At 38.0% G+C, this 19,061-nt stretch carries 17 protein-coding genes; 13 read left to right on the plus strand and 4 right to left on the minus strand.

The window, feature by feature from the left end:
- The first annotated feature begins 2 nt into the window (after positions 1-2).
- The 4 genes from BUB91_RS12205 to BUB91_RS12220 all read left to right on the plus strand — a co-directional run bounded on the left by BUB91_RS12205 (position 3) and on the right by BUB91_RS12220 (position 5,236).
- Positions 3-1,166, plus strand: a complete 1,164-nt coding sequence (locus BUB91_RS12205; RefSeq protein ID WP_073099543.1) for a sigma-54-dependent transcriptional regulator — start codon at positions 3-5, stop codon at positions 1,164-1,166.
- A 54-nt stretch (positions 1,167-1,220) separates the two neighbouring features.
- Complete coding sequence (locus tag BUB91_RS12210; RefSeq protein ID WP_073099545.1) at positions 1,221-2,087, plus strand: PPK2 family polyphosphate kinase; 867 nt, start codon at positions 1,221-1,223, stop codon at positions 2,085-2,087.
- Positions 2,088-2,201: 114 nt separating this feature from the next.
- Positions 2,202-3,620 carry a M20/M25/M40 family metallo-hydrolase gene (locus BUB91_RS12215; RefSeq protein WP_394342922.1) on the plus strand — a complete coding sequence of 473 codons (1,419 nt, stop codon included), beginning with the start codon at positions 2,202-2,204 and terminating at the stop codon, positions 3,618-3,620.
- Between the two features lie 86 nt (positions 3,621-3,706).
- On the plus strand, positions 3,707-5,236 hold the full coding sequence (locus tag BUB91_RS12220) for a GH3 family acyl-acid amido synthetase (RefSeq protein WP_073099549.1): 1,530 nt from the start codon (positions 3,707-3,709) through the stop codon (positions 5,234-5,236).
- On the opposite strand, the gene BUB91_RS12225 is transcribed toward BUB91_RS12220, so the two are convergent.
- Positions 5,233-5,799, minus strand: a complete 567-nt coding sequence (locus tag BUB91_RS12225) for a hypothetical protein (RefSeq protein ID WP_317041344.1) — start codon at positions 5,797-5,799, stop codon at positions 5,233-5,235. The genes BUB91_RS12220 and BUB91_RS12225 overlap by 4 nt on opposite strands.
- Positions 5,800-6,019: 220 nt before the next feature.
- Between BUB91_RS12225 and BUB91_RS12230 the strand changes: the two genes are divergently transcribed.
- From BUB91_RS12230 to yidC, 5 genes are all read left to right on the plus strand, one after another.
- On the plus strand, positions 6,020-7,327 hold the full coding sequence (locus BUB91_RS12230) for an MATE family efflux transporter (RefSeq protein ID WP_073099644.1): 1,308 nt from the start codon (positions 6,020-6,022) through the stop codon (positions 7,325-7,327).
- Positions 7,328-7,332: 5 nt separating this feature from the next.
- Complete coding sequence (locus tag BUB91_RS12235) at positions 7,333-7,899, plus strand: pentapeptide repeat-containing protein (protein WP_073099552.1); 567 nt, start codon at positions 7,333-7,335, stop codon at positions 7,897-7,899.
- Between the two features lie 2 nt (positions 7,900-7,901).
- The gene (locus BUB91_RS12240; RefSeq protein ID WP_083557940.1) at positions 7,902-8,144 is read left to right on the plus strand and encodes a DUF3820 family protein; all 243 of its coding nucleotides are present in this window, start codon (positions 7,902-7,904) and stop codon (positions 8,142-8,144) included.
- Between the two features lie 109 nt (positions 8,145-8,253).
- Positions 8,254-9,894, plus strand: a complete 1,641-nt coding sequence (locus tag BUB91_RS12245) for a CTP synthase (RefSeq protein WP_073099554.1) — start codon at positions 8,254-8,256, stop codon at positions 9,892-9,894.
- Between the two features lie 113 nt (positions 9,895-10,007).
- Positions 10,008-11,870, plus strand: coding sequence for a membrane protein insertase YidC (gene yidC / locus BUB91_RS12250; RefSeq protein ID WP_073099555.1), 1,863 nt, complete (start codon positions 10,008-10,010; stop codon positions 11,868-11,870).
- Between the two features lie 86 nt (positions 11,871-11,956).
- Here yidC and BUB91_RS12255 read toward each other — a convergent pair whose 3' ends face one another.
- Positions 11,957-12,946, minus strand: a complete 990-nt coding sequence (locus BUB91_RS12255; RefSeq protein ID WP_073099557.1) for a fasciclin domain-containing protein — start codon at positions 12,944-12,946, stop codon at positions 11,957-11,959.
- Between the two features lie 197 nt (positions 12,947-13,143).
- Between BUB91_RS12255 and mnmA the strand changes: the two genes are divergently transcribed.
- Positions 13,144-14,349, plus strand: a complete 1,206-nt coding sequence (gene mnmA, locus BUB91_RS12260; protein ID WP_073099558.1) for a tRNA 2-thiouridine(34) synthase MnmA — start codon at positions 13,144-13,146, stop codon at positions 14,347-14,349.
- 9 nt (positions 14,350-14,358) lie between these two features.
- Entirely contained in the window at positions 14,359-15,291 is a 933-nt protein-coding gene (locus BUB91_RS12265; protein ID WP_128759379.1) for an NAD(P)H-dependent flavin oxidoreductase, read from the plus strand.
- 70 nt (positions 15,292-15,361) lie between these two features.
- Here the strand turns inward: BUB91_RS12265 and BUB91_RS12270 are convergent, their stop codons facing one another.
- On the minus strand, positions 15,362-15,949 hold the full coding sequence (locus BUB91_RS12270; protein WP_073099562.1) for a hypothetical protein: 588 nt from the start codon (positions 15,947-15,949) through the stop codon (positions 15,362-15,364).
- Between the two features lie 256 nt (positions 15,950-16,205).
- Here BUB91_RS12270 and BUB91_RS12275 point away from each other — a divergent pair, with 256 nt between their 5' ends.
- Entirely contained in the window at positions 16,206-17,000 is a 795-nt protein-coding gene (locus BUB91_RS12275; RefSeq protein ID WP_073099564.1) for an SDR family NAD(P)-dependent oxidoreductase, read from the plus strand.
- Between the two features lie 254 nt (positions 17,001-17,254).
- Here BUB91_RS12275 and BUB91_RS12280 read toward each other — a convergent pair whose 3' ends face one another.
- Positions 17,255-17,788, minus strand: coding sequence for a DUF421 domain-containing protein (locus BUB91_RS12280; RefSeq protein ID WP_073099565.1), 534 nt, complete (start codon positions 17,786-17,788; stop codon positions 17,255-17,257).
- 282 nt (positions 17,789-18,070) lie between these two features.
- Here BUB91_RS12280 and menA point away from each other — a divergent pair, with 282 nt between their 5' ends.
- Positions 18,071-18,973, plus strand: a complete 903-nt coding sequence (menA, locus tag BUB91_RS12285; RefSeq protein WP_073099566.1) for a 1,4-dihydroxy-2-naphthoate octaprenyltransferase — start codon at positions 18,071-18,073, stop codon at positions 18,971-18,973.
- The last annotated feature ends 88 nt before the right edge of the window (positions 18,974-19,061 follow it).

A 19,061-nucleotide genomic window follows, 5' to 3' on the forward strand; every position in this document is an offset into this window, starting at 1 on the left:
AGATGTCAAAAATATTAATCATAGAAGATGAAGCGGCTATTCGCAGGGTTTTAACTAAAATCTTAACGGAGGAAAGCAAAGAATATCAGGTAGAGGAAGCCGAGGATGGTCTGGTAGGTATGGAAAAGATTAAAGACAACGACTATGACCTGGTTCTCTGTGATATAAAAATGCCAAAGATGGATGGTGTTGAGGTGCTTGAAGCTACAAAGAAAATAAAGCCAGAAATACCGATGGTGATGATTTCGGGTCACGGCGATCTGGATACTGCTGTAAATACAATGCGTCTGGGTGCCTTTGATTATATTTCAAAACCGCCGGATCTCAACCGACTTTTAAATACAGTGCGTAATGCCTTAGACCGAAAGAATCTGGTTGTTGAAAATACCCGTCTTAAGAATAAAGTTAGCAAGCAGTATGAGATGATTGGCGAAAGCGAAGCTATTGTTAAGATCAAAGATATCATCGAAAAAGTAGCTCCCACCGAAGCACGCGTACTTATAACGGGGCCTAACGGTACCGGAAAAGAACTTGTTGCGCACTGGTTGCACGAGAAAAGTGATCGTGCAAAAGGACCTATGATTGAAGTGAACTGTGCTGCGATACCTTCAGAGTTGATAGAAAGTGAGCTTTTTGGTCACGTAAAAGGAGCTTTTACTTCGGCAAATAAAGATCGCGCCGGTAAATTTGAAGCTGCAAATGGCGGAACTATATTCTTAGATGAGATAGGTGATATGAGTCTTTCGGCACAAGCTAAAGTGCTACGTGCGCTTCAGGAGAGTCGAGTTTCTCGTGTGGGGAGCGATAAAGACATAAAAGTAGATGTTCGGGTTTTAGCTGCAACCAATAAAGACCTTAAGAAAGAAATAGCAGACGGTAACTTTAGAGAAGATTTATACCATCGTTTGGCTGTGATTTTAGTGCCTGTTCCTGCATTGAATGACCGTCGTGATGATATTCCGTTATTGGTAACTCATTTCTCTGATAAAGTGGCGACAGAGCAAGGGACGGCAGTTAAAAACTTCACAGATAAAGCAATCAGTAAATTGCAAGAATACGACTGGACGGGTAATATTAGAGAGTTGCGCAACGTAGTAGAGCGCCTGATTATCTTAGGAGGAAGCGAAGTCTCTGAAGAAGATGTAAAACTTTTTGCCAGTAAATAATTTAGATATAAACTTCTAATATTTTAATCTCGATTATCGAATAAATAACCAAATATGAAAGCTTCAGATTATCAAATCACACAACCTATTCAATTGAAAGACCGGGAAACCCATCAGGATTTCGGTAAGAAAAAAGAACTTGAAGAAGAGCTGGATTCGGTTAGTAAGCAAATCGCTGATATTCAAAATGCGATGTATGCACATGGTAAATATGCCGTATTGATTTGCATTCAGGGTATGGATACTGCCGGGAAAGATAGTTTGATTCGTGAGGTTTTTAAAAATTTCAACGCCCGTGGTGTTGTGGTGCATAGTTTTAAAGTTCCAACAGATTTGGAATTGGGTCACGATTATTTGTGGCGTCATTATATCGCATTACCGGCACGTGGTAAATTTGCTATTTTTAACCGTACGCAGTACGAGAATGTTTTAGTAACGCGTGTGCATCCAGAATATGTTTTAAACGAAAACATTCCGGGTATTGATAGTGTCTCAGATGTAGATGAGGCTTTTTGGGAAAAGCGTTTTGAGCAGATTAATAATTTTGAAAAACATAGTGCTGAAAATGGAACCATTATCTTTAAATTTTTCTTGCATCTTTCTAAAGAGGAGCAAAAGAACAGGTTGTTGCGTCGTCTCAATAAACCCAATAAGAACTGGAAGTTTTCTGCCAGTGACTTAAAAGAGCGCAAACTTTGGGATGCGTATCAGAAATGTTATGAAGATGCAATTAATAAGACTTCTAAATTTCATGCGCCTTGGTATGTTGTGCCTGCAGATGATAAGCCTACTGCACGTTTGATTTTGGCTAATATATTGCTCGAAAAACTTTCAGAATATAAAGACATTAAAGAGCCAGAGCTCGATACAAAAACAAAAGCCAACCTCGAGGCGTATCGCAAGCAACTGGAAACCGAATGAATAATTTCCTGTATAGAAATCTAAATCGCTTCAATTGAGGCGATTTTTTTGTTTAAAGAAACTATATCCCGCAAGAGAATCTTAATTTTAGAGTTCATCTAAAAAACACAACAAATTTTGAAAAGAATTTTCCTATTCGTTGTAGCCTTGTTTAGTCTGAATTTCCTTTCTGCACAGACAGCAAAAGACTCGGTACAACTGCGTAATTTTTATGATTTATCACTTTTAGACGGTCAAAGTTATGAATGGCTTGATGCTTTGTCTAACGAAATCGGGCCGCGTCTAAGTGGTAGCATCGGAGCAGCAAAAGCTGTGCAGTGGGCCAAAGAAGAATTAGAGGCTATAGGTCTTGATAAAGTATGGTTGCAACCGGTAATGGTTCCTAAGTGGGAGCGCGGTGCTCCTGAGAAGGCCTTTGTAGAAGGAGTAGATACAAAAATAGATGTACCGGTGTGCGCATTGGGTGGCTCTATCGCAACTTCAGCTTCTGGTATTACAGCAGAAGTGATCGAAGTGCACGGACTGGATGATCTGGCTAAATACGATGAAGATCAAATTAAAGGTAAGATCGTTTTTTATAACCGTCCGATGCAGGCAGATCTTATTCAGACGTTTAATGCTTATGGAGGTTGTGTAGATCAGCGTTATTCTGGTGCTAAAGAAGCTTCAAAATACGGCGCAGTTGGCGTTATTGTACGTTCTATGAACTTAAGAATGGATGATTTACCACATACGGGTGCGATGTCTTACGGTGATTTGCCAAACGATCAGCGTATTCCGGCAGCTGCAATAAGTACGAATGGGGCGGCACTTTTAAGTAAAATGCTTAAGAAGGATGCGAAGACTCAGTTCTATTTAAAAATGAACTGTAAAAACTATGAGGAGGATGTACCTTCTTTTAATGTTATTGGTGAGATTACGGGTAGTGAGAAACCAAACGAGTTTATGGTTGTAGGCGGTCATTTAGACTCTTGGGATCTGGGAGACGGAAGCCACGATGACGGTGCCGGTGTGGTGCAAAGTATGGAGGTTTTGAGATTGATGAAAGCAGCCAATTATAAACCCAAGCACAGCATTCGTGTAGTGCTTTTTATGAATGAAGAAAATGGTCTGCGCGGCGGTACAGAATATGCAAAAGTGGCAAAAGAAGAAGGAGAGAAGCACGTTTTTGCTTTAGAAAGTGACGCCGGTGGTTTTACGCCCAGAGGCTTTTCTTTTGATGCAGATGCGGCAAACTTCGCGCAGGTACAAAGCTGGATACCCTTGTTTAAACCCTATTTGATTCACTATTTTGAATTAGGAGGGAGTGGTGCAGATGTTGGTCCATTAAAAGAGGAAGGGACTGTTCTTGCAGGATTACGTCCCGATTCTCAACGGTATTTCGATCATCATCATGCCAGTAATGACACGTTTGATGCTGTGAATAAAAGAGAACTAGAATTAGGGGCAGCAACAATGACCAGTCTGGTTTACTTGTTTGATACTTATGGAGTGAAGCCTGCCATACCTAACCATAAGACGCTTAAGAAATAAGTTAAGCTGTTAAACTTCTACTAAGTAAAGACCTCGTTATCACGAGGTCTTTTATTTTTGATAGAAACCCATACAACAATCCATCCATGGCAATTTTAGGCGCACTCATAAAAGGTATTATAGATATTTCAGATAAAGTAATTCCTGAATCTAATCCCATAGAAGAGCAAGAAGAAGTACTTAAAAAGTTACTCGAAAAAGCTAAGAATACCCAGTTTGGTCAGTTTTACGGTTTTGATGCTATTTTAGAGTCTGAGAACGTTGCTAAAACATTTGCTGAAGAAGTTCCGTTTTTTGATTATAACAGTCTTAATGAAGAGTGGTGGTCTAAATTACATGATGGAGAAGTTGATGTGACCTGGCCTGGAACTCCAGATTATTTTGCCTTGAGTAGCGGTACAACCGGTAAGAGTAGTAAACGAATTCCGGTGACAGACGAAATGGTTGATGCCATTCGTACAGCTGGTATCAAACAAGTAGGAGCTTTAGCTCACTTTGATTTAGAGTCTGATTTCTTCGAGAGGGAAATTATGATGCTGGGGAGTTCTACTGATCTCGCAAAGCGAAATGGTCACGAGGAAGGTGAAATTAGTGGAATAAGCGCTAGTAATATTCCTTTTTGGTTTAGAGGCTACTACAAGCCGGGTGAAGATATAGCTAAGATTGAAGATTGGGATGAGCGTGTACAGCATATTGCAGAGAAAGCTGAAGAATGGGATATAGGAGCTTTGAGCGGAATCCCGAGTTGGATTGAGTTGATGCTAGAGAAAGTCATCGAGCATCATAATCTTAAAAATATTCATGAGATCTGGCCAAACCTTCAGGTGTATACTTCAGGCGGTGTGGCGTTTCAGCCTTATGAAAAAAGCTTCAATGCATTATTGGGAAAACCCATCACTGTAATTGATACGTATTTGGCTTCAGAAGGCTTTATTGCATTTCAGGCAAGACCAGAAACCGAGTCTATGAAACTGGTTACAGATAACGGGATTTATTTTGAATTTGTACCGATGAACCCGGATTATATCAATCAAGACGGTTCAATTGTACAAGATGCTCCGGTTGTAGGTCTTGCAGATGTTGTAGAAGATCAAGATTATATTTTAATTATATCTACCGTTTCAGGATCGTGGAGGTATTTAATAGGCGATACTATTGCATTTACTGATAAGGCAAGAGCCGAAATTAAAATCACAGGTAGAACTAAGTTTTTCCTGAACACCGTAGGTTCTCAGCTTTCGGTAAATAAGATGGAAGCTGCTGTACAGGAGCTAGAAGAGAAGTTCGATATCAAAATACCGGAGTTTACGATCGCTGCAAAACGCAATCCAGAAGACGATGAATTTTATCATTATTGGTATTTGGGTACCGAAACTTCAGTTTCTAATGAGGAGCTTGCAGATGCCTTAGATAAAAGCTTACAGGAGGCCAATAAGAATTATGGTGTAGCCCGAAGTAAAGCGCTTAAAGGTGTTTTTGTGAATACCGTAAATCCTGATGTTTTTTACGAATGGAGTGGAGCCAACAAGAAAAAAGGCGGACAAGTAAAAATGGAAAAAGTGATGAACGAAGAGAAGTTTGCCGAATGGGAAGCTTTTGTAAAAAAGCAAGTTTAAAGCTCTAGCTCTTCTTCAGGAATTTTATTTTCATTAATGAGCATCATAATCTCTTCAGGCGATAAATAAAGACTTTTGATACGCGCTTTATAAAGCTCAGATATGTGTGCGTGATTTAGAATAAAATCTTTGGTTTTTAAGATGTATTCTCCCATTCCGTGAGCAACAGCAAAAGTGTCTGCAGCGCGTTCTGCTTCTCTGATAAATTTAGGAAAATACAGGTATTTTATTCCAAACCAGATCAAGCCTAGACTGCTTCGGTTTCGGTAATCCATAATGTGACCCAATTCGTGACCTATCCATCCAATTAATACGTCAGAAGGGATGTCAGTAATCTTAAAAGCCTCCTCCTCAATCTTTACTTTTTTACTTATAAAAATCACATAATCCCGATTTTTTCTAGGTTTTAAAAGCGATTTAAAAACCGGCTGAGCTTGCATAGTAGATTTCTTAATATCGTTTTTAAACTTTAAAGAAATATTCGTTTCAGTCAATTGCGGGTAGTACGAAAGTGCAATTCTTGCTTCTTTTTCTATGCTTTGTGGGATGTCTTTGTGTTCCAAATTTCTGGTATACTTTATAAGAAACGTAAAGTTAGGTATAGGTCTATAACATCCCTGTTAATGCGATTGTAAATTCAAAGTTATTAAGATGGAATGCTTCCTTTAAAAGCTAATGAGTCTTAATCTTTAGTATTACTTTTGCAGTCCTAAAAAAAATGCTGTTTTGTTAGCTGATTATACTAAAGAATTCCGTCAAAATTTAAAGATCGCTTATCCTGTAATGTTGGGGCAACTGGGGCATATTCTGGTTGCGCTAGCAGATAATCTGATGGTAGGGAGATTAGGCGCTGCTCAACTCGCCGCTGTTTCTCTGGGGAATAGTTTGATTTTTATCGCTCTTTCATTAGGTATTGGTTTTTCATTTGCAATCACACCTTTAGTTGCTGAAGCAGATGGTAAAGGGGATACGCAAACCGGTAGAAACTACTTCCACCACGGTATTGTTATGTGTGCTTTAAACGGGATATTGCTCTTTATTTTATTGTTACTCGCTAAGCCAATATTATATTATCTCGATCAGCCTGTTGAGGTTGTAGAGCTCGCAATTCCGTATATGGATATAGTTGCGTTCTCTTTGATTCCGCTGATGATTTTTCAAGCATTTAAGCAGTTTGCAGACGGCTTGTCAAACACGCGCTATGCAATGTATGCGACGCTGGTTTCTAATATAGTTAATGTGTCTTTTAACTTCATTCTCATTTATGGATTTTGGATTTTCCCAAGATTAGAATTAGTAGGTGCTGCTTACGGAACACTCATTTCACGCTTCTTTATGCTGTGGATGCTGTATTATATTCTAAGCCGAAAAACTAAATTCAAACCTTACTTTATATGGACGCGCCGCAAGGCTTTTCAGCTTCCTGTTTTTAAAAAGCTATTTGATTTAGGTTTTCCTACCGCAATGCAAATGTTGTTTGAAGTTTCGTTGTTTACTTCGTGTATATTTCTTTCAGGAATCTTGGGGACAAATGCTCAGGCAGCAAATCAAATCGCATTAAATTTAGCTGCGATGACTTTTATGATCGCGGTTGGACTGGGGGTTACGGCAACTATTCGAGTGGGAAATCAGAAAGGAAAATCTGATTATAAAAATATGCGTCGTATTGCATTTTCGCTCTTTTTACAGGTTTTTCTGATCGAGGCAGTTTTTGCTTTAGGCTTTATTTTACTTAAAGATATTTTACCTACTTTTTATTTAGATAATATAGAGGTGATTGTGCTGGCAGCTCGATTGCTTATTGTCGCAGCGCTGTTTCAGCTGAGCGATGGTTTGCAAGTGGTTATTCTGGGCGCGCTTCGCGGTTTGCAAGATGTAAATATTCCTACGGGAATTTGTTTTATTGCTTATTGGTTGATTGGTTTTCCGGTAGCTTGGTATTTTGGTCAGGCAGATCAGATGGGGAGTCAAGGAATTTGGTATGGTTTACTGGCCGGATTGAGTGCTTCAGCAGTGTTGTTGTATATTCGTTTTAATTATTTAAGCCGAAAATTGATTCACGCAAATTGCGTTGGAAAAAGTTTAGAATAAGAACCATGAATGAATTATTGGCAGATCAAATTTTTGACGGAAATAATTTCGTGCATAACTCTATTAGAGCAGATTTTGATGCTTGTGTTTTTAAGAGCTGTGTATTTGCGAAGGCTAATTTATCGAAGTTGACTTTTACCAATTGCACTTTTGAAAATTGCGATTTTAGTGGTGTGAATCTAATCCAAACGGGATTTCAGGAATGTGATTTTATAGCCTGTAAAATGCTGGGTGTTACTTTTGAAGTCTGTGCAGATTTTTTATTTCAGATTAACTGTCAGTCTTGCATCCTCAATTTCAGTAGTTTTTATCAGATGAATTTAAGTATGTCTCAGTTTTATCAGTGTCAGTTTAAGGAAGCAGATTTTACGGAGGCTAATCTTTCAGGAGTTTTTCTAAACGAATGTGATCTTGCAGGAGCTTCTTTTGAAAATACAAACCTGCAAAAGGCTGATTTTTCTTCAGCAGTGAATTATTCTTTAAATCCTGAGCAGAATAAAATTGCCGGAGCAGTTTTTAGCAAAGAAGGCATAGCAGGATTATTAGCTACGTATAAAATAAAAATTGTCTGATTTTGAACCCGGAAAGTCTTGTAGAACTCGCGCATTATAAAATGCCCTTTGGTAAGTATAAAGACCGTTATCTGGTAGAAATTCCCGAGTATTATTTTGGTTGGTTTAAGCAAAAAGGCTTCCCGGAAGGAAAACTGGGTTTTATGATGGAGCAGATGCACGAGATAAAAATCAATGGCTTAGAGGAGCTTATCTTTAAGATCAGGCGTCAATACCCGGCTCCTAAACCCAAAAGAAAGCCTTAAAAATAATACCATTTTCAGCTTAAAAGGTTCGCCAATAAATCCCTACCTTTGCATCCCGTAGACGCGCTCTTATTGTTAAAAAGAGCTTAAAAAAATAATCAGGATACAGATGGCAGATACTAAGTACATCTTCGTCACGGGCGGGGTTTCTTCTTCATTAGGTAAAGGTATAATCGCAGCTTCGCTAGCAAAATTGTTACAAGCACGCGGGTACCGCGTTACTATTCAAAAATTAGATCCATATATAAATGTAGACCCGGGAACACTCAACCCTTATGAGCATGGAGAATGTTATGTGACCGATGATGGTGCAGAGACCGATTTAGATTTGGGGCATTATGAGCGTTTTCTAAACGTAAATACGTCTCAGGCTAATAATGTAACTACCGGTCGTATTTATCAAAGCGTTATTGAAAAAGAGCGTCGTGGTGAGTTTTTAGGAAAAACCGTACAGGTGGTTCCACACATTACAAACGAAATTAAAGAACGTATTAAGCATTTGGGTAACACCGGTGATTATGATATCATCATTACCGAAATAGGTGGTACCGTGGGGGATATTGAGTCTTTGCCGTATATCGAATCTGTACGTCAGTTAAAGTGGGAGTTAGGAGATGAGAATGCATTAGTTATTCACTTAACTTTAGTGCCCTATCTTTCTGCTGCAGGTGAGTTAAAGACAAAACCTACGCAACACTCGGTTAAAACCTTAATGGAAAGCGGTATTAAAGCCGATATTCTAGTTTGTCGTACCGAGCATGAGTTGAGTGATGATCTTCGTGAGAAGCTGGCTTTATTTTGTAATGTGCGTAAAGAAGCAGTAATTCAATCTATTGACGCTTCTACTATTTACGATGTACCCAACCTGATGTTAGAAGAAGGTTTAGACACCATTACCCTTTCAAAATTAAATTTATCTGCAGAAACTGAACCCGTACTTACACGATGGAATGAGTTTTTGCGCAGACATAAAAATCCAAAAGCTGAAGTTACTATAGGTCTTATTGGGAAATATGTAGAGCTTCAAGACTCTTATAAATCTATTCTGGAGGCATTTATTCATGCCGGTGCAGAAAATGAAGTGAAAGTTCGTGTAGAGCCTATACATTCTGAATTTATTTCACAGGATGTAATCACGAATAAGATTTCAAAACTAGACGGTTTATTAGTTGCTCCCGGTTTTGGAGAGCGCGGTATTGAAGGAAAAATCAAGGCTGTACAATATGCCCGTGAGCATAAGATTCCGTTTTTAGGAATTTGCTTGGGGATGCAAATGGCTGTTATAGAGTTTGCACGCAACGTAGCCGGACTCAAAGATGCGAATTCTACTGAGATGCAGGCAGATACTTCTGCTCCTGTTATCAGCTTGATGGAAGACCAAAAAGATCTTAAAAATATGGGGGGTACCATGCGTTTAGGAAGTTGGGCTTGTGATCTCAAACCCGGTAGTATCGTTTCCGGTGTTTATGATTCTGAAACCATCTCTGAGCGTCACCGTCACCGTTATGAATTTAATGACAAGTATCGTGCAGAATTAGAAAAAGCCGGACTTAAAATCACAGGTACAAATCCTAAAACCGGATTGGTAGAAATCATTGAGATGGAAGATCACCCTTGGTTTGTAGGTGTGCAATATCACCCGGAATACAAGAGTACTGTTGCCAATCCACATCCGTTATTTGTGGCTTATGTTCAGGCAGCAGTAAAGTACAGCCAATCAAAAAGTTCCGCCAATGTGGCACATGACTAATCTATGGGATTGTTATTGATCTAGCCCACATAATACTTTTTTTGCTTACGCGAAAAAAACAGCACAAAAATCAGTTACAAATACAGTAATAAGGCAGTGATGCCTCAATAATTATGGAAGAAAAGAAATTTGACAAACAGTCAATGATAGGGTTCCTTTTAATAGGAGCTATATTATTATTTATGCTTTGGCAAAACCAGCCTACAGAAGAAGAGCTTGCCGCAGAGAAAGCTAAACAAGAACAGGTTGAAGCTGCAAAGACTTCACCTCTTGCCGCAGAACCTTCAGAAAAAGCAGAGACTGCTGTTCCTCAAGATGACTCTTTGGCATTAGAACGTTACAAATCTACTTTAGGGAGTTTTGCATATTCTGCAACATTACCTTCTGCTACAGATGATGTAACCGAAATTGAAAATGAGGTTCTGGCACTTAAGGTGAGCAATAAAGGTGGTTTTATTACCGAAGCACGTTTGAAGAATTTTAAAAGCTACGACTCGGTTCCTGTTTACTTGATTAAGGACGGAAACACCCGTTTCAATTTAAGTTTTAGTACTTCGGATAACCGTACATTGAATAGTGAGAATATGTATTTTGAGCCTACTTTATCTAAAGAAGGAGAGAATCATGTGCTTTCTATGAAGTTGAAGGTTTCAGATTCAGAATATTTAGAATACCGTTATACATTAAAGCCAGACGATTATATGATGGGCTTTGGTATCAAAACTACCGGACTTCAAAATTTGATGAATACTTCTCAGCCGGTAAATCTGGACTGGGAACTTAAAGGCTATCGCCACGCAAAAAGTATCAGTTACGAGAACCGTTACACGCGTTTAACCTACGAGTATGAAGATGGTAGTCATGATAAACTGGGTCAGAGCGGTGATGATGATGCTATTGAAACCGATGTAAATTGGTTTAACTTCAGACAACATTTCTTCAGCTCTATATTATTAACTGATCAGCCTTTTGAAAAAGTAACTTTTACGTCTAATAATCTGGTAGAAGATGAGGAAATAGATACCTTATTCACTAAACAATATGGTGCTAAAATGGCTTTAAAACCTGTGAACGGTGAGCTTAATTATGCTATGGATTTTTATTACGGTCCTACAGATTATCAGATTTTAAATAACTACGACCGTGATATTGATGAGGCGATGCCTCTAGGTTGGGGGATATTTGGAGTGATTAACAAGTATGTGATTATTCCGTTTTTTAATTTCTTAATTACGTATTTCCCTGCCGGAATCGCTATTATTTTATTGACGATTTCTATGAAATTGTTATTGTCTCCGGTACAGTACAAGCAGTACTTGTCTCAGGCTAAAATGAAGGTTTTAAGACCTGAAATCAATGAGATTAATGAGAAGTATGCAGATAATGCAATGAAGAAGCAACAAGAGACTATGAAGGTCTACAGCAAGGCAGGCGCGAGTCCGCTGAGTGGTTGTCTTCCCGGCTTGCTTCAAATCCCGGTGTTCTACGCTTTGTTTACGTTTTTCCCTTCGGCATTTGCGCTAAGGCATAAGAGCTTTTTATGGGCAGACGATTTATCAAGTTATGATAAGATTGCAGATTTACCGTTCCATATTCCGTTTTACGGCGATCACGTGAGTTTATTTCCAATTCTTGCGTCTATTGCAATCTTCATTTATATGACGATGACAACCGGGCAGAGTATGCAACAAACTCAACAACCGGGTATGCCAAATATGAAATTCTTGATGTACTTATCTCCTATAATGATGTTGTTTTTCTTCAACAATTATGCGAGTGGCTTGAGTTTATATTATTTCATTTCAAACCTGATTACAATAGGGATTATGCTTGTAATAAAGAATTTTATTCTGGATGAAGATAGAATTCACGCTAAAATTGCAACTGCAAAAGCAAAACCTAAAAAGCAAAATCGTTTCTCTAAGAAATTTTCTGAAATGATGGAGCAGGCAGAAAAGCAACAAAAGAATAAATAGTATAAGTAGTCAGGCTTCGCTTTAAACCATAAAAAACCCTTCAGAATTTACCTGAAGGGTTTTTAGTTAGCACTGTATTCTCCCGTTTACAATTCCGGAAGCAATACGGTATCAATAGCGTGAATCACGCCGTTTGAAGCCTGTACATTGGTAACTACAATAGTACTTTCTCTTCCGTTTGCATCGGTGATTACCGCAGTTGAAGCATCAATAGTTACTTCACCACCCAGAGTTGTAACAGGTCCGTCTGTAAGATCAGCTTCCCGTACATTAGCCCCGGCCACTACGTGCGTATTTAGTGCAGCTTCTAAGGTTGCCGTGGGGATATCTCCTAGAGCCTCTACAGCGTCCAATTCAGCGATAAGCGCTGTGAAAGCATCATTTGTAGGAGCAAAAACCGTAAAAGGAGCAGGATCTGTACCGTTAGCTGTTGAAAGTGTGGCTACGTAAGAAAAACTACTTTCTCTGGTTAATGCAGCGACTAGGCTTGAAAAGTTGGGATCTGCTGTTGCAAAAGTCACTACGGTAGCTTCTGGGATTACGGCATCTACCACATGTATTACTCCGTTATCTGCATCTACATCGGCAGTCACTACATCTGCAACTCCGTTTACTGAAACTGTTCCGTCTGCAACACCTATGTACAGGTTAAGAGCGTCGCCGTCTGCATTAGTGGAAAGCGCCTCTACATACCCCGCAGTAATGTCTGAAGACATCACGGCAGTTCCTAAAACGTGGTTGAGCAGTAAATTGGCAACAGCTTGTTCGGGTAATGCGTTTACTGCAGCAATGGCAGCAGCTTCATCATCAGCTTCCAAATAGGTTAAAAAGGCAGCGTCTGTAGGGGCAAAAACGGTAAGATTCGTATTTGCCGTAGAAGATAGGGTTTCTACAAGATCAGCCCGTATTGCAGCAGCTAGGAGAATGTCAAAATCATCACTTTCAGATACGATGTCTGCAATCGTTTGAGGTTGGTCAATAATGTTACCATTGTCATCATCATCACTACAGGATGTTAAACCAAGAGTAAATACTGTAATAAACAGTATTTGAAGCATTTTGTTACTAGTTTTCATAATTCATTTTTTTATTAGTTTGTTTAAAATTAAAAGACTCAATTTTAAAATTGTTTAAGGTTAAGTTAAAAATGTTAAACAAAATAATTGATTTTATAAGCTATGCGCTTACAGGTTACAGGAAGCTCACAACAGTTTCTTTTAATCTTTCGTAATTTTGCAGCAAGTCATCCGACTTAAATCTCAAATTTGAAGACATGAAAACCGTGGTGGTAGGACTTAGTGGGGGAGTAGACAGCAGTGTTTCTGCCTACTTGCTCAAAGAAGCAGGCTATAATGTGATAGGGTTATTTATGAAAAACTGGCACGATGATTCGGTAACTATTTCTGATGAGTGTCCCTGGCTTGATGATAGCAACGACGCGATGCTTGTTGCAGAAAAATTAGGGATTCCCTTTCAGACGGTAGATTTGAGTGAGCAATACAAAGAGCGTATTGTAGATTATATGTTTCGGGAATATGAGAAAGGACGTACGCCTAATCCTGATGTATTGTGTAACCGTGAGATCAAGTTTGATGTGTTTATGAAAATAGCATTAGAGCTTGGAGCAGACTATGTGGCTACAGGCCACTACTGTCAAAAAGGGGAGAGCCAAATAGATGGTAAGCCGGTTTATCAATTATTAGCAGGTGCAGATACAAATAAGGATCAATCTTACTTTTTGTGTCAGCTTTCGCAGGAGCAATTGTCTAAAACCTTATTTCCTATTGGGAATTTGCAAAAAAGTGAAGTGCGTAAAATTGCTAAAGAACAAGATCTGGTAACTGCAGAAAAGAAAGATTCTCAAGGGTTATGCTTTATAGGAAAAGTTCGCTTACCTGATTTTCTTCAGCAAAAATTAAAACCGAAAGAAGGGGTAATTGTTGAAATAGCTGCGGAAAAAGCACAAGAGAAAATAGAGGCATTGCAGGCTAAGGAAACTGATAGTATTGCAATAGCTGTAAGTGACGTTGCAACACTCGCTAAAAAGCCAAAATATAGCATTATAGATGGAAAAATTGTAGGAAAACACCAAGGCGCACATTACTTTACAAAAGGTCAGCGTAAAGGTCTCGCGGTTGGTGGTACTCCTGAACCACTTTTTGTGATAGATACAGATGTAGCAGAAAATGTGATTTACACCGGTCAAGGTAAAGATCATCCGGGTTTGTTACGCAGCGCTTTGTTTGTTCAGGAAGATGAAGTACACTACATAAGAGAAGATTTAAAATTAGCTGAAGGAGAAGTGCGGGAGGTAGAAGCGCGTATACGCTACCGTCAACCTTTACAAAAAGCACTCTTACATAAAACAGAAGATGGACTCTACGTGTCTTTTGACGAGCCACAATCGGCTATTAGTGAAGGGCAGTTTGTTGCTTGGTATGATGGCGAAGAATGTCTGGGCTCCGGAGTAATTTCATAAATACCTAGTTTGAATAGAATCACAGCACTTTTTGATATTAAATATCCACTAATTCAGGCAGGAATGGTCTGGAATAGCGGTTGGAAATTAGCAAGTGCTGTTAGCAATGCAGGCGGTCTAGGTCTCTTGGGTGCAGGCTCTATGTATCCTGAAGTCCTTCGAGAACATATTCAGAAATGTAAAAAGACAACAGATAAACCTTTTGGAGTAAATGTTCCTTTGTTATATCCTGATATTGATAAGCTGATGCAAATCATTATTGATGAATGTGTACAAATTGTTTTTACCAGTGCCGGAAATCCTAAAACCTGGACCTCGTATTTAAAAGATCACGGCGTTAAAGTGGTTCACGTAGTAAGTAGCGTGAAGTTTGCTTTAAAAGCTCAGGAAGCCGGAGTAGATGCTGTGGTTGCAGAGGGGTTTGAAGCCGGCGGACATAACGGTCGGGAAGAGACCACCACATTTACCTTAATTCCTATGGTTAAGGAGAAATTGGATATTCCTTTAATCGCAGCAGGAGGTATTGCAACAGGAAAAGGTATGCTAGCCGCTATGATTCTAGGAGCAGATGGCGTGCAGATAGGCAGTAGGTTTGTTGCAACCCCAGAGGCTAGTAGTCATGTTGCTTATAAAAATTTAGTTGTAGAAGCAGAGGAAGGTGCAACCGAGTTAACTTTAAAAGAGTTGGCGCCGGTGCGTTTGCTTAAAAATAAGTTTTACGAGGAAGTAAAAGCATTGTATCAAACCACTCCATCTAAAGAAGAGCTGGTTAATCTTTTAGGTCGAGGCAGAGCTAAAAAAGGAATGTTTGAAGGAGATACTGAAGAGGGTGAATTAGAAATAGGCCAGATAGCGGGTATTATAAAGGAAATTAAGCCTGCAGCTGATATTGTAGAAGAAATAATCACTGAATATAAAAATAGCGTATTGCCTAAATTCTAGGTGTAATAAGATTAAGATATAAAAGAAGACGCCATAATTGGCGCCTCTTTAATTTTATGATTTTTTAAAGTTATTCAGTGGCTTTAGTCCATGTCATTGATTCAAAAATCTTTTCTATCATCGTCTCATACTCGCTGCTTAGTTTACCTTTTATAGCAGTAGCAAAATCAGCATATACAGCTTCGGTCTCATCTTCTGGAGTAATTCGTATTAAGTAATGATCTACTCGTGCAGTACCAATACTGTTGGGAGCTTGATAGGTATAAACATCATAATCTCCTATTTTTTCAGGAGTATTATTTTTTATATGTTTCTCTGAATCTGAATTGTTCAACATGGTCATATTCATAATAAAACCATCAGTTAGGCCTCCATAAAATGAGTTGTCTTCGCCAGAATATTTTACAGAGAGTTGGCTGCCTGAAGCATCAACAGATGCACGGTCTGGGTGTAATAAACTCACCTTCCAGTCATTTATAAGCGTTGAGCTTTTATACAATTTGTAACCTTCAGGAATAACCTCTTCTGGTGGTTGTGGTTTTTCAAGTTTTACTTCGGTCTTAGTCTCCGCTAAATCTTGCTTTTTAGCATCAGTATTACAAGCTGTAATAGCAAGCGTTAATAATGCAGAACTCGTATATAAAAATAATCGTTTCATCTTTTTACATTTTAATGTTACTGCTAAGCTAGCGGTATTTCATAGGCAGTTTTGCCTATGAATTATTAAAATATCGTGCGTTTTGTTAAGCTGTGTTAAGTTTAAAATCTAAAATTTCACATAATTTGTAAATCTAAATATCTGATTAGTAGTTTGTTGTTTGATTTATTTTGTTTTGAGATTCAGAAAGTTAAATTTTACGTCGTGATCCAGTTTAGTAACTTTGAGATAGAATAAAACAACTAAAAAAAATAAAATGGATTTACAATTGAAAGGAAAATCAGCTTTAGTGACTGGTTCTACGGCTGGTATAGGAAAAGCGATTGCTAAAGGCTTAGCTAAAGAAGGAGCTGCAGTTATTATAAATGGGCGTAAAGCAGATGATATCGCTCGAGTTATTGAAGAGCTGAAGAAAGAAACCGGAAATGATGCAATTACAGGCATAGTTGCAGATTTTGCACAAAAGGATCATATAGATCATTTATTGAAAGAAATCCCTGAGGTAGATATCCTTGTAAATAATGTTGGAATTTTCAATCAAGTAGATTTTGAAAATATTACAGATGATCAATGGTTTGAAATGTTTGAAGTTAATGTGATGAGTGGAGTGCGTTTAGCAAGACATTATTTTCCTATGATGCTGAAAAAGAATGAAGGAAGAATCATATTTATTTCTAGCGAATCAGCATTGAATATCCCGACTGAAATGGTGCATTATGGTTTCAGTAAAACAGCACAGCTTTCTATTTCTCGTGGATTAGCACGATTGAGTAAAGGGACTAATGTAACAGTAAATAGTGTATTGCCAGGACCTACAATGAGTAGAGCGAACGAAAAAGGATTAAAAGAGCAAGCAGAAGAAAATGACACTAGCTTAGATGTTGTAATTGAAGAATTCTTTAAAGAACGTAGACCCACATCGCTTATTCAGCGTTTTGCAGAAACCGAAGAAGTAGCCAATATGGTCGTTTATGTTGCGAGTCCGTTATCTTCAGCGACAAACGGTGCAGCTTTGCGTGTAGACGGAGGTGTTGCTAACTATATTATTTAGTCTGTCACAGGAGTTAATATTGAATATTAAAAAACGGAATCTTTAGAAAGAGATTCCGTTTTTTATTTGATGGCTAATTCAAATAAATAAGTTAGGTATAGTCGATTTAAAATATAAATCGATTATGATATCGATTTCGTTTTATGTATATTATTTCAAATCTTCATTAAGATACTCGAGTTTTTTAAGTTTTGCACCCTGTGCTATCCTGTATTCCAGTCGTTAGTATACAGTTTTTTATTTGTATTTTAAGTTTATTTCTTTCTAATAACGTCATCCATTATATAGTCTTCAACTTGAATGCTTTCATCGTTAGTGTGTAGAACACTTATTTCTCCCGTAGTTTCGAGAATGACTGCTTTTACTTGTTTAAGTCTAATAACATTTGCTTCGCGTAATTTGGATTGCAGTTCTGCTTCGGTGACTTTACTAACCTTCATATTTTCCCAAATTACTTCACCGTTTTCCATAAGTAAAAGTGGGTTATTATCAATAAGGTCTTCTGCTTTTTCTGATTTATAGCGCAATACGGTAACTGCATAATTTAGTCCATATAAAATTAGCAGAATTGCTGCGCCTAATAAAACAGAAGGATTACCAGAATTGATGGTAATTCCTAAAATACTACCAATAGCAACGGTTATGACAAAGTCAAAACCAGTCATTTTACTGAAGCTTTTGAGTCCAAAAATACGCGTATAGATTACTATTAAAATAAAAATTAGAATAGTTCCTATTAGGGACTCGATAATCAGATCGGTATTTTTAAAAAAGTAAGAAGTATCCATTAAGTTAGTCTTGGTTAGTTAAAATCAAGGTACAAAAGCAACCTAATGAACGATTTCTACGGGTATTAAATATTAACTAAAGCTAGCCTAATCTTTTCCTAAAATAACCGCTTGGGTTGTACCCAAGTTTATTGATAATTTTTGAAATATCAATAAAGTGAAAATAATCAACATGAAGCTTACTACAGGGGTTTCGATTTAGTTTTTAACAGACTCATTAAATCAATTCTAGAATTTTATTATCGGAATAGATAAGCTTATTTTTGCACTAAACACTACCTTATGACACGAGTTAAAGCGTGGGTTTCTGCTGCGCGTTTACGCACTTTGCCTTTATCAGTTTCTGGAATAATTGTAGGAAGTGCTTTGGCGTATAATGCCGGAGTATTTAGATGGGATATTTGTATTCTCGCATTGTTGGCTACATTGGGCTTTCAGATACTTTCAAACTTTGCGAATGATTATGGCGACGGAATGAAAGGCACAGATAATAATGAGCGTATTGGTCCCGCACGGGCCATGCAAAGCGGCTTGTTAACCGCTAAGCAGCTTAAAAATGGAATGGCTTTTATGGCATTACTCACTCTTCTAATAAGTGCAGCCTTGATATATACTGCTTTTGGTTCTGCACATTTTTTACAATCAGTATTGTTTTTTGGATTGGGACTGTTCGCTATTCTGGCAGCTATAAAATATACAGTAGGTAAAGGTGCGTATGGGTATAGAGGATTGGGCGATTTATTTGTGTTCCTATTTTTTGGTTTGGTTTCCGTTGTGGGTAGTTACTATTTGTATGCTGTGAATCTTGAGCCTCTGATTTTCTTTCCAGCAATAACTATTGGTTTGTTAAGTATTGCAGTTTTAAACCTCAATAACATGCGTGATCGATTGAGTGATGCACGTGCTAACAAGAATACATTAGCTGTAGCATTAGGTGCTAAAAATGTAAAATACTATCATTATTTTTTAATTATAGGCGCTTTTGTTTCCAGTTTAGTTTTCTTTCAGCTAACCCAAACCTACAAATGGTCTGCTGTTGCCTTTTTGGTTTTTATCCCCTTATTCAAGCATCTGGTTTATGTCGCTAAAAATGAAAGTCCGGCATTATTGGATCCTGAATTAAAAAAAGTAGCACTATCCACTTTTTTCTTTTCGCTACTCTTTACTGTAGGCTTCCTTTTCTAAGTTATTTTTAACGAAAACTTATAGCGCGAGATTTTCTGTTGAGGCTTTCCTTGTCGAAATTTAATGTCAATTAAAAAAGAGAAAAAAT

It is taken from the genome of Leeuwenhoekiella marinoflava DSM 3653, from assembly GCF_900129005.1.
GTDB classification, from domain to species: Bacteria; Bacteroidota; Bacteroidia; order Flavobacteriales; family Flavobacteriaceae; genus Leeuwenhoekiella; species Leeuwenhoekiella marinoflava.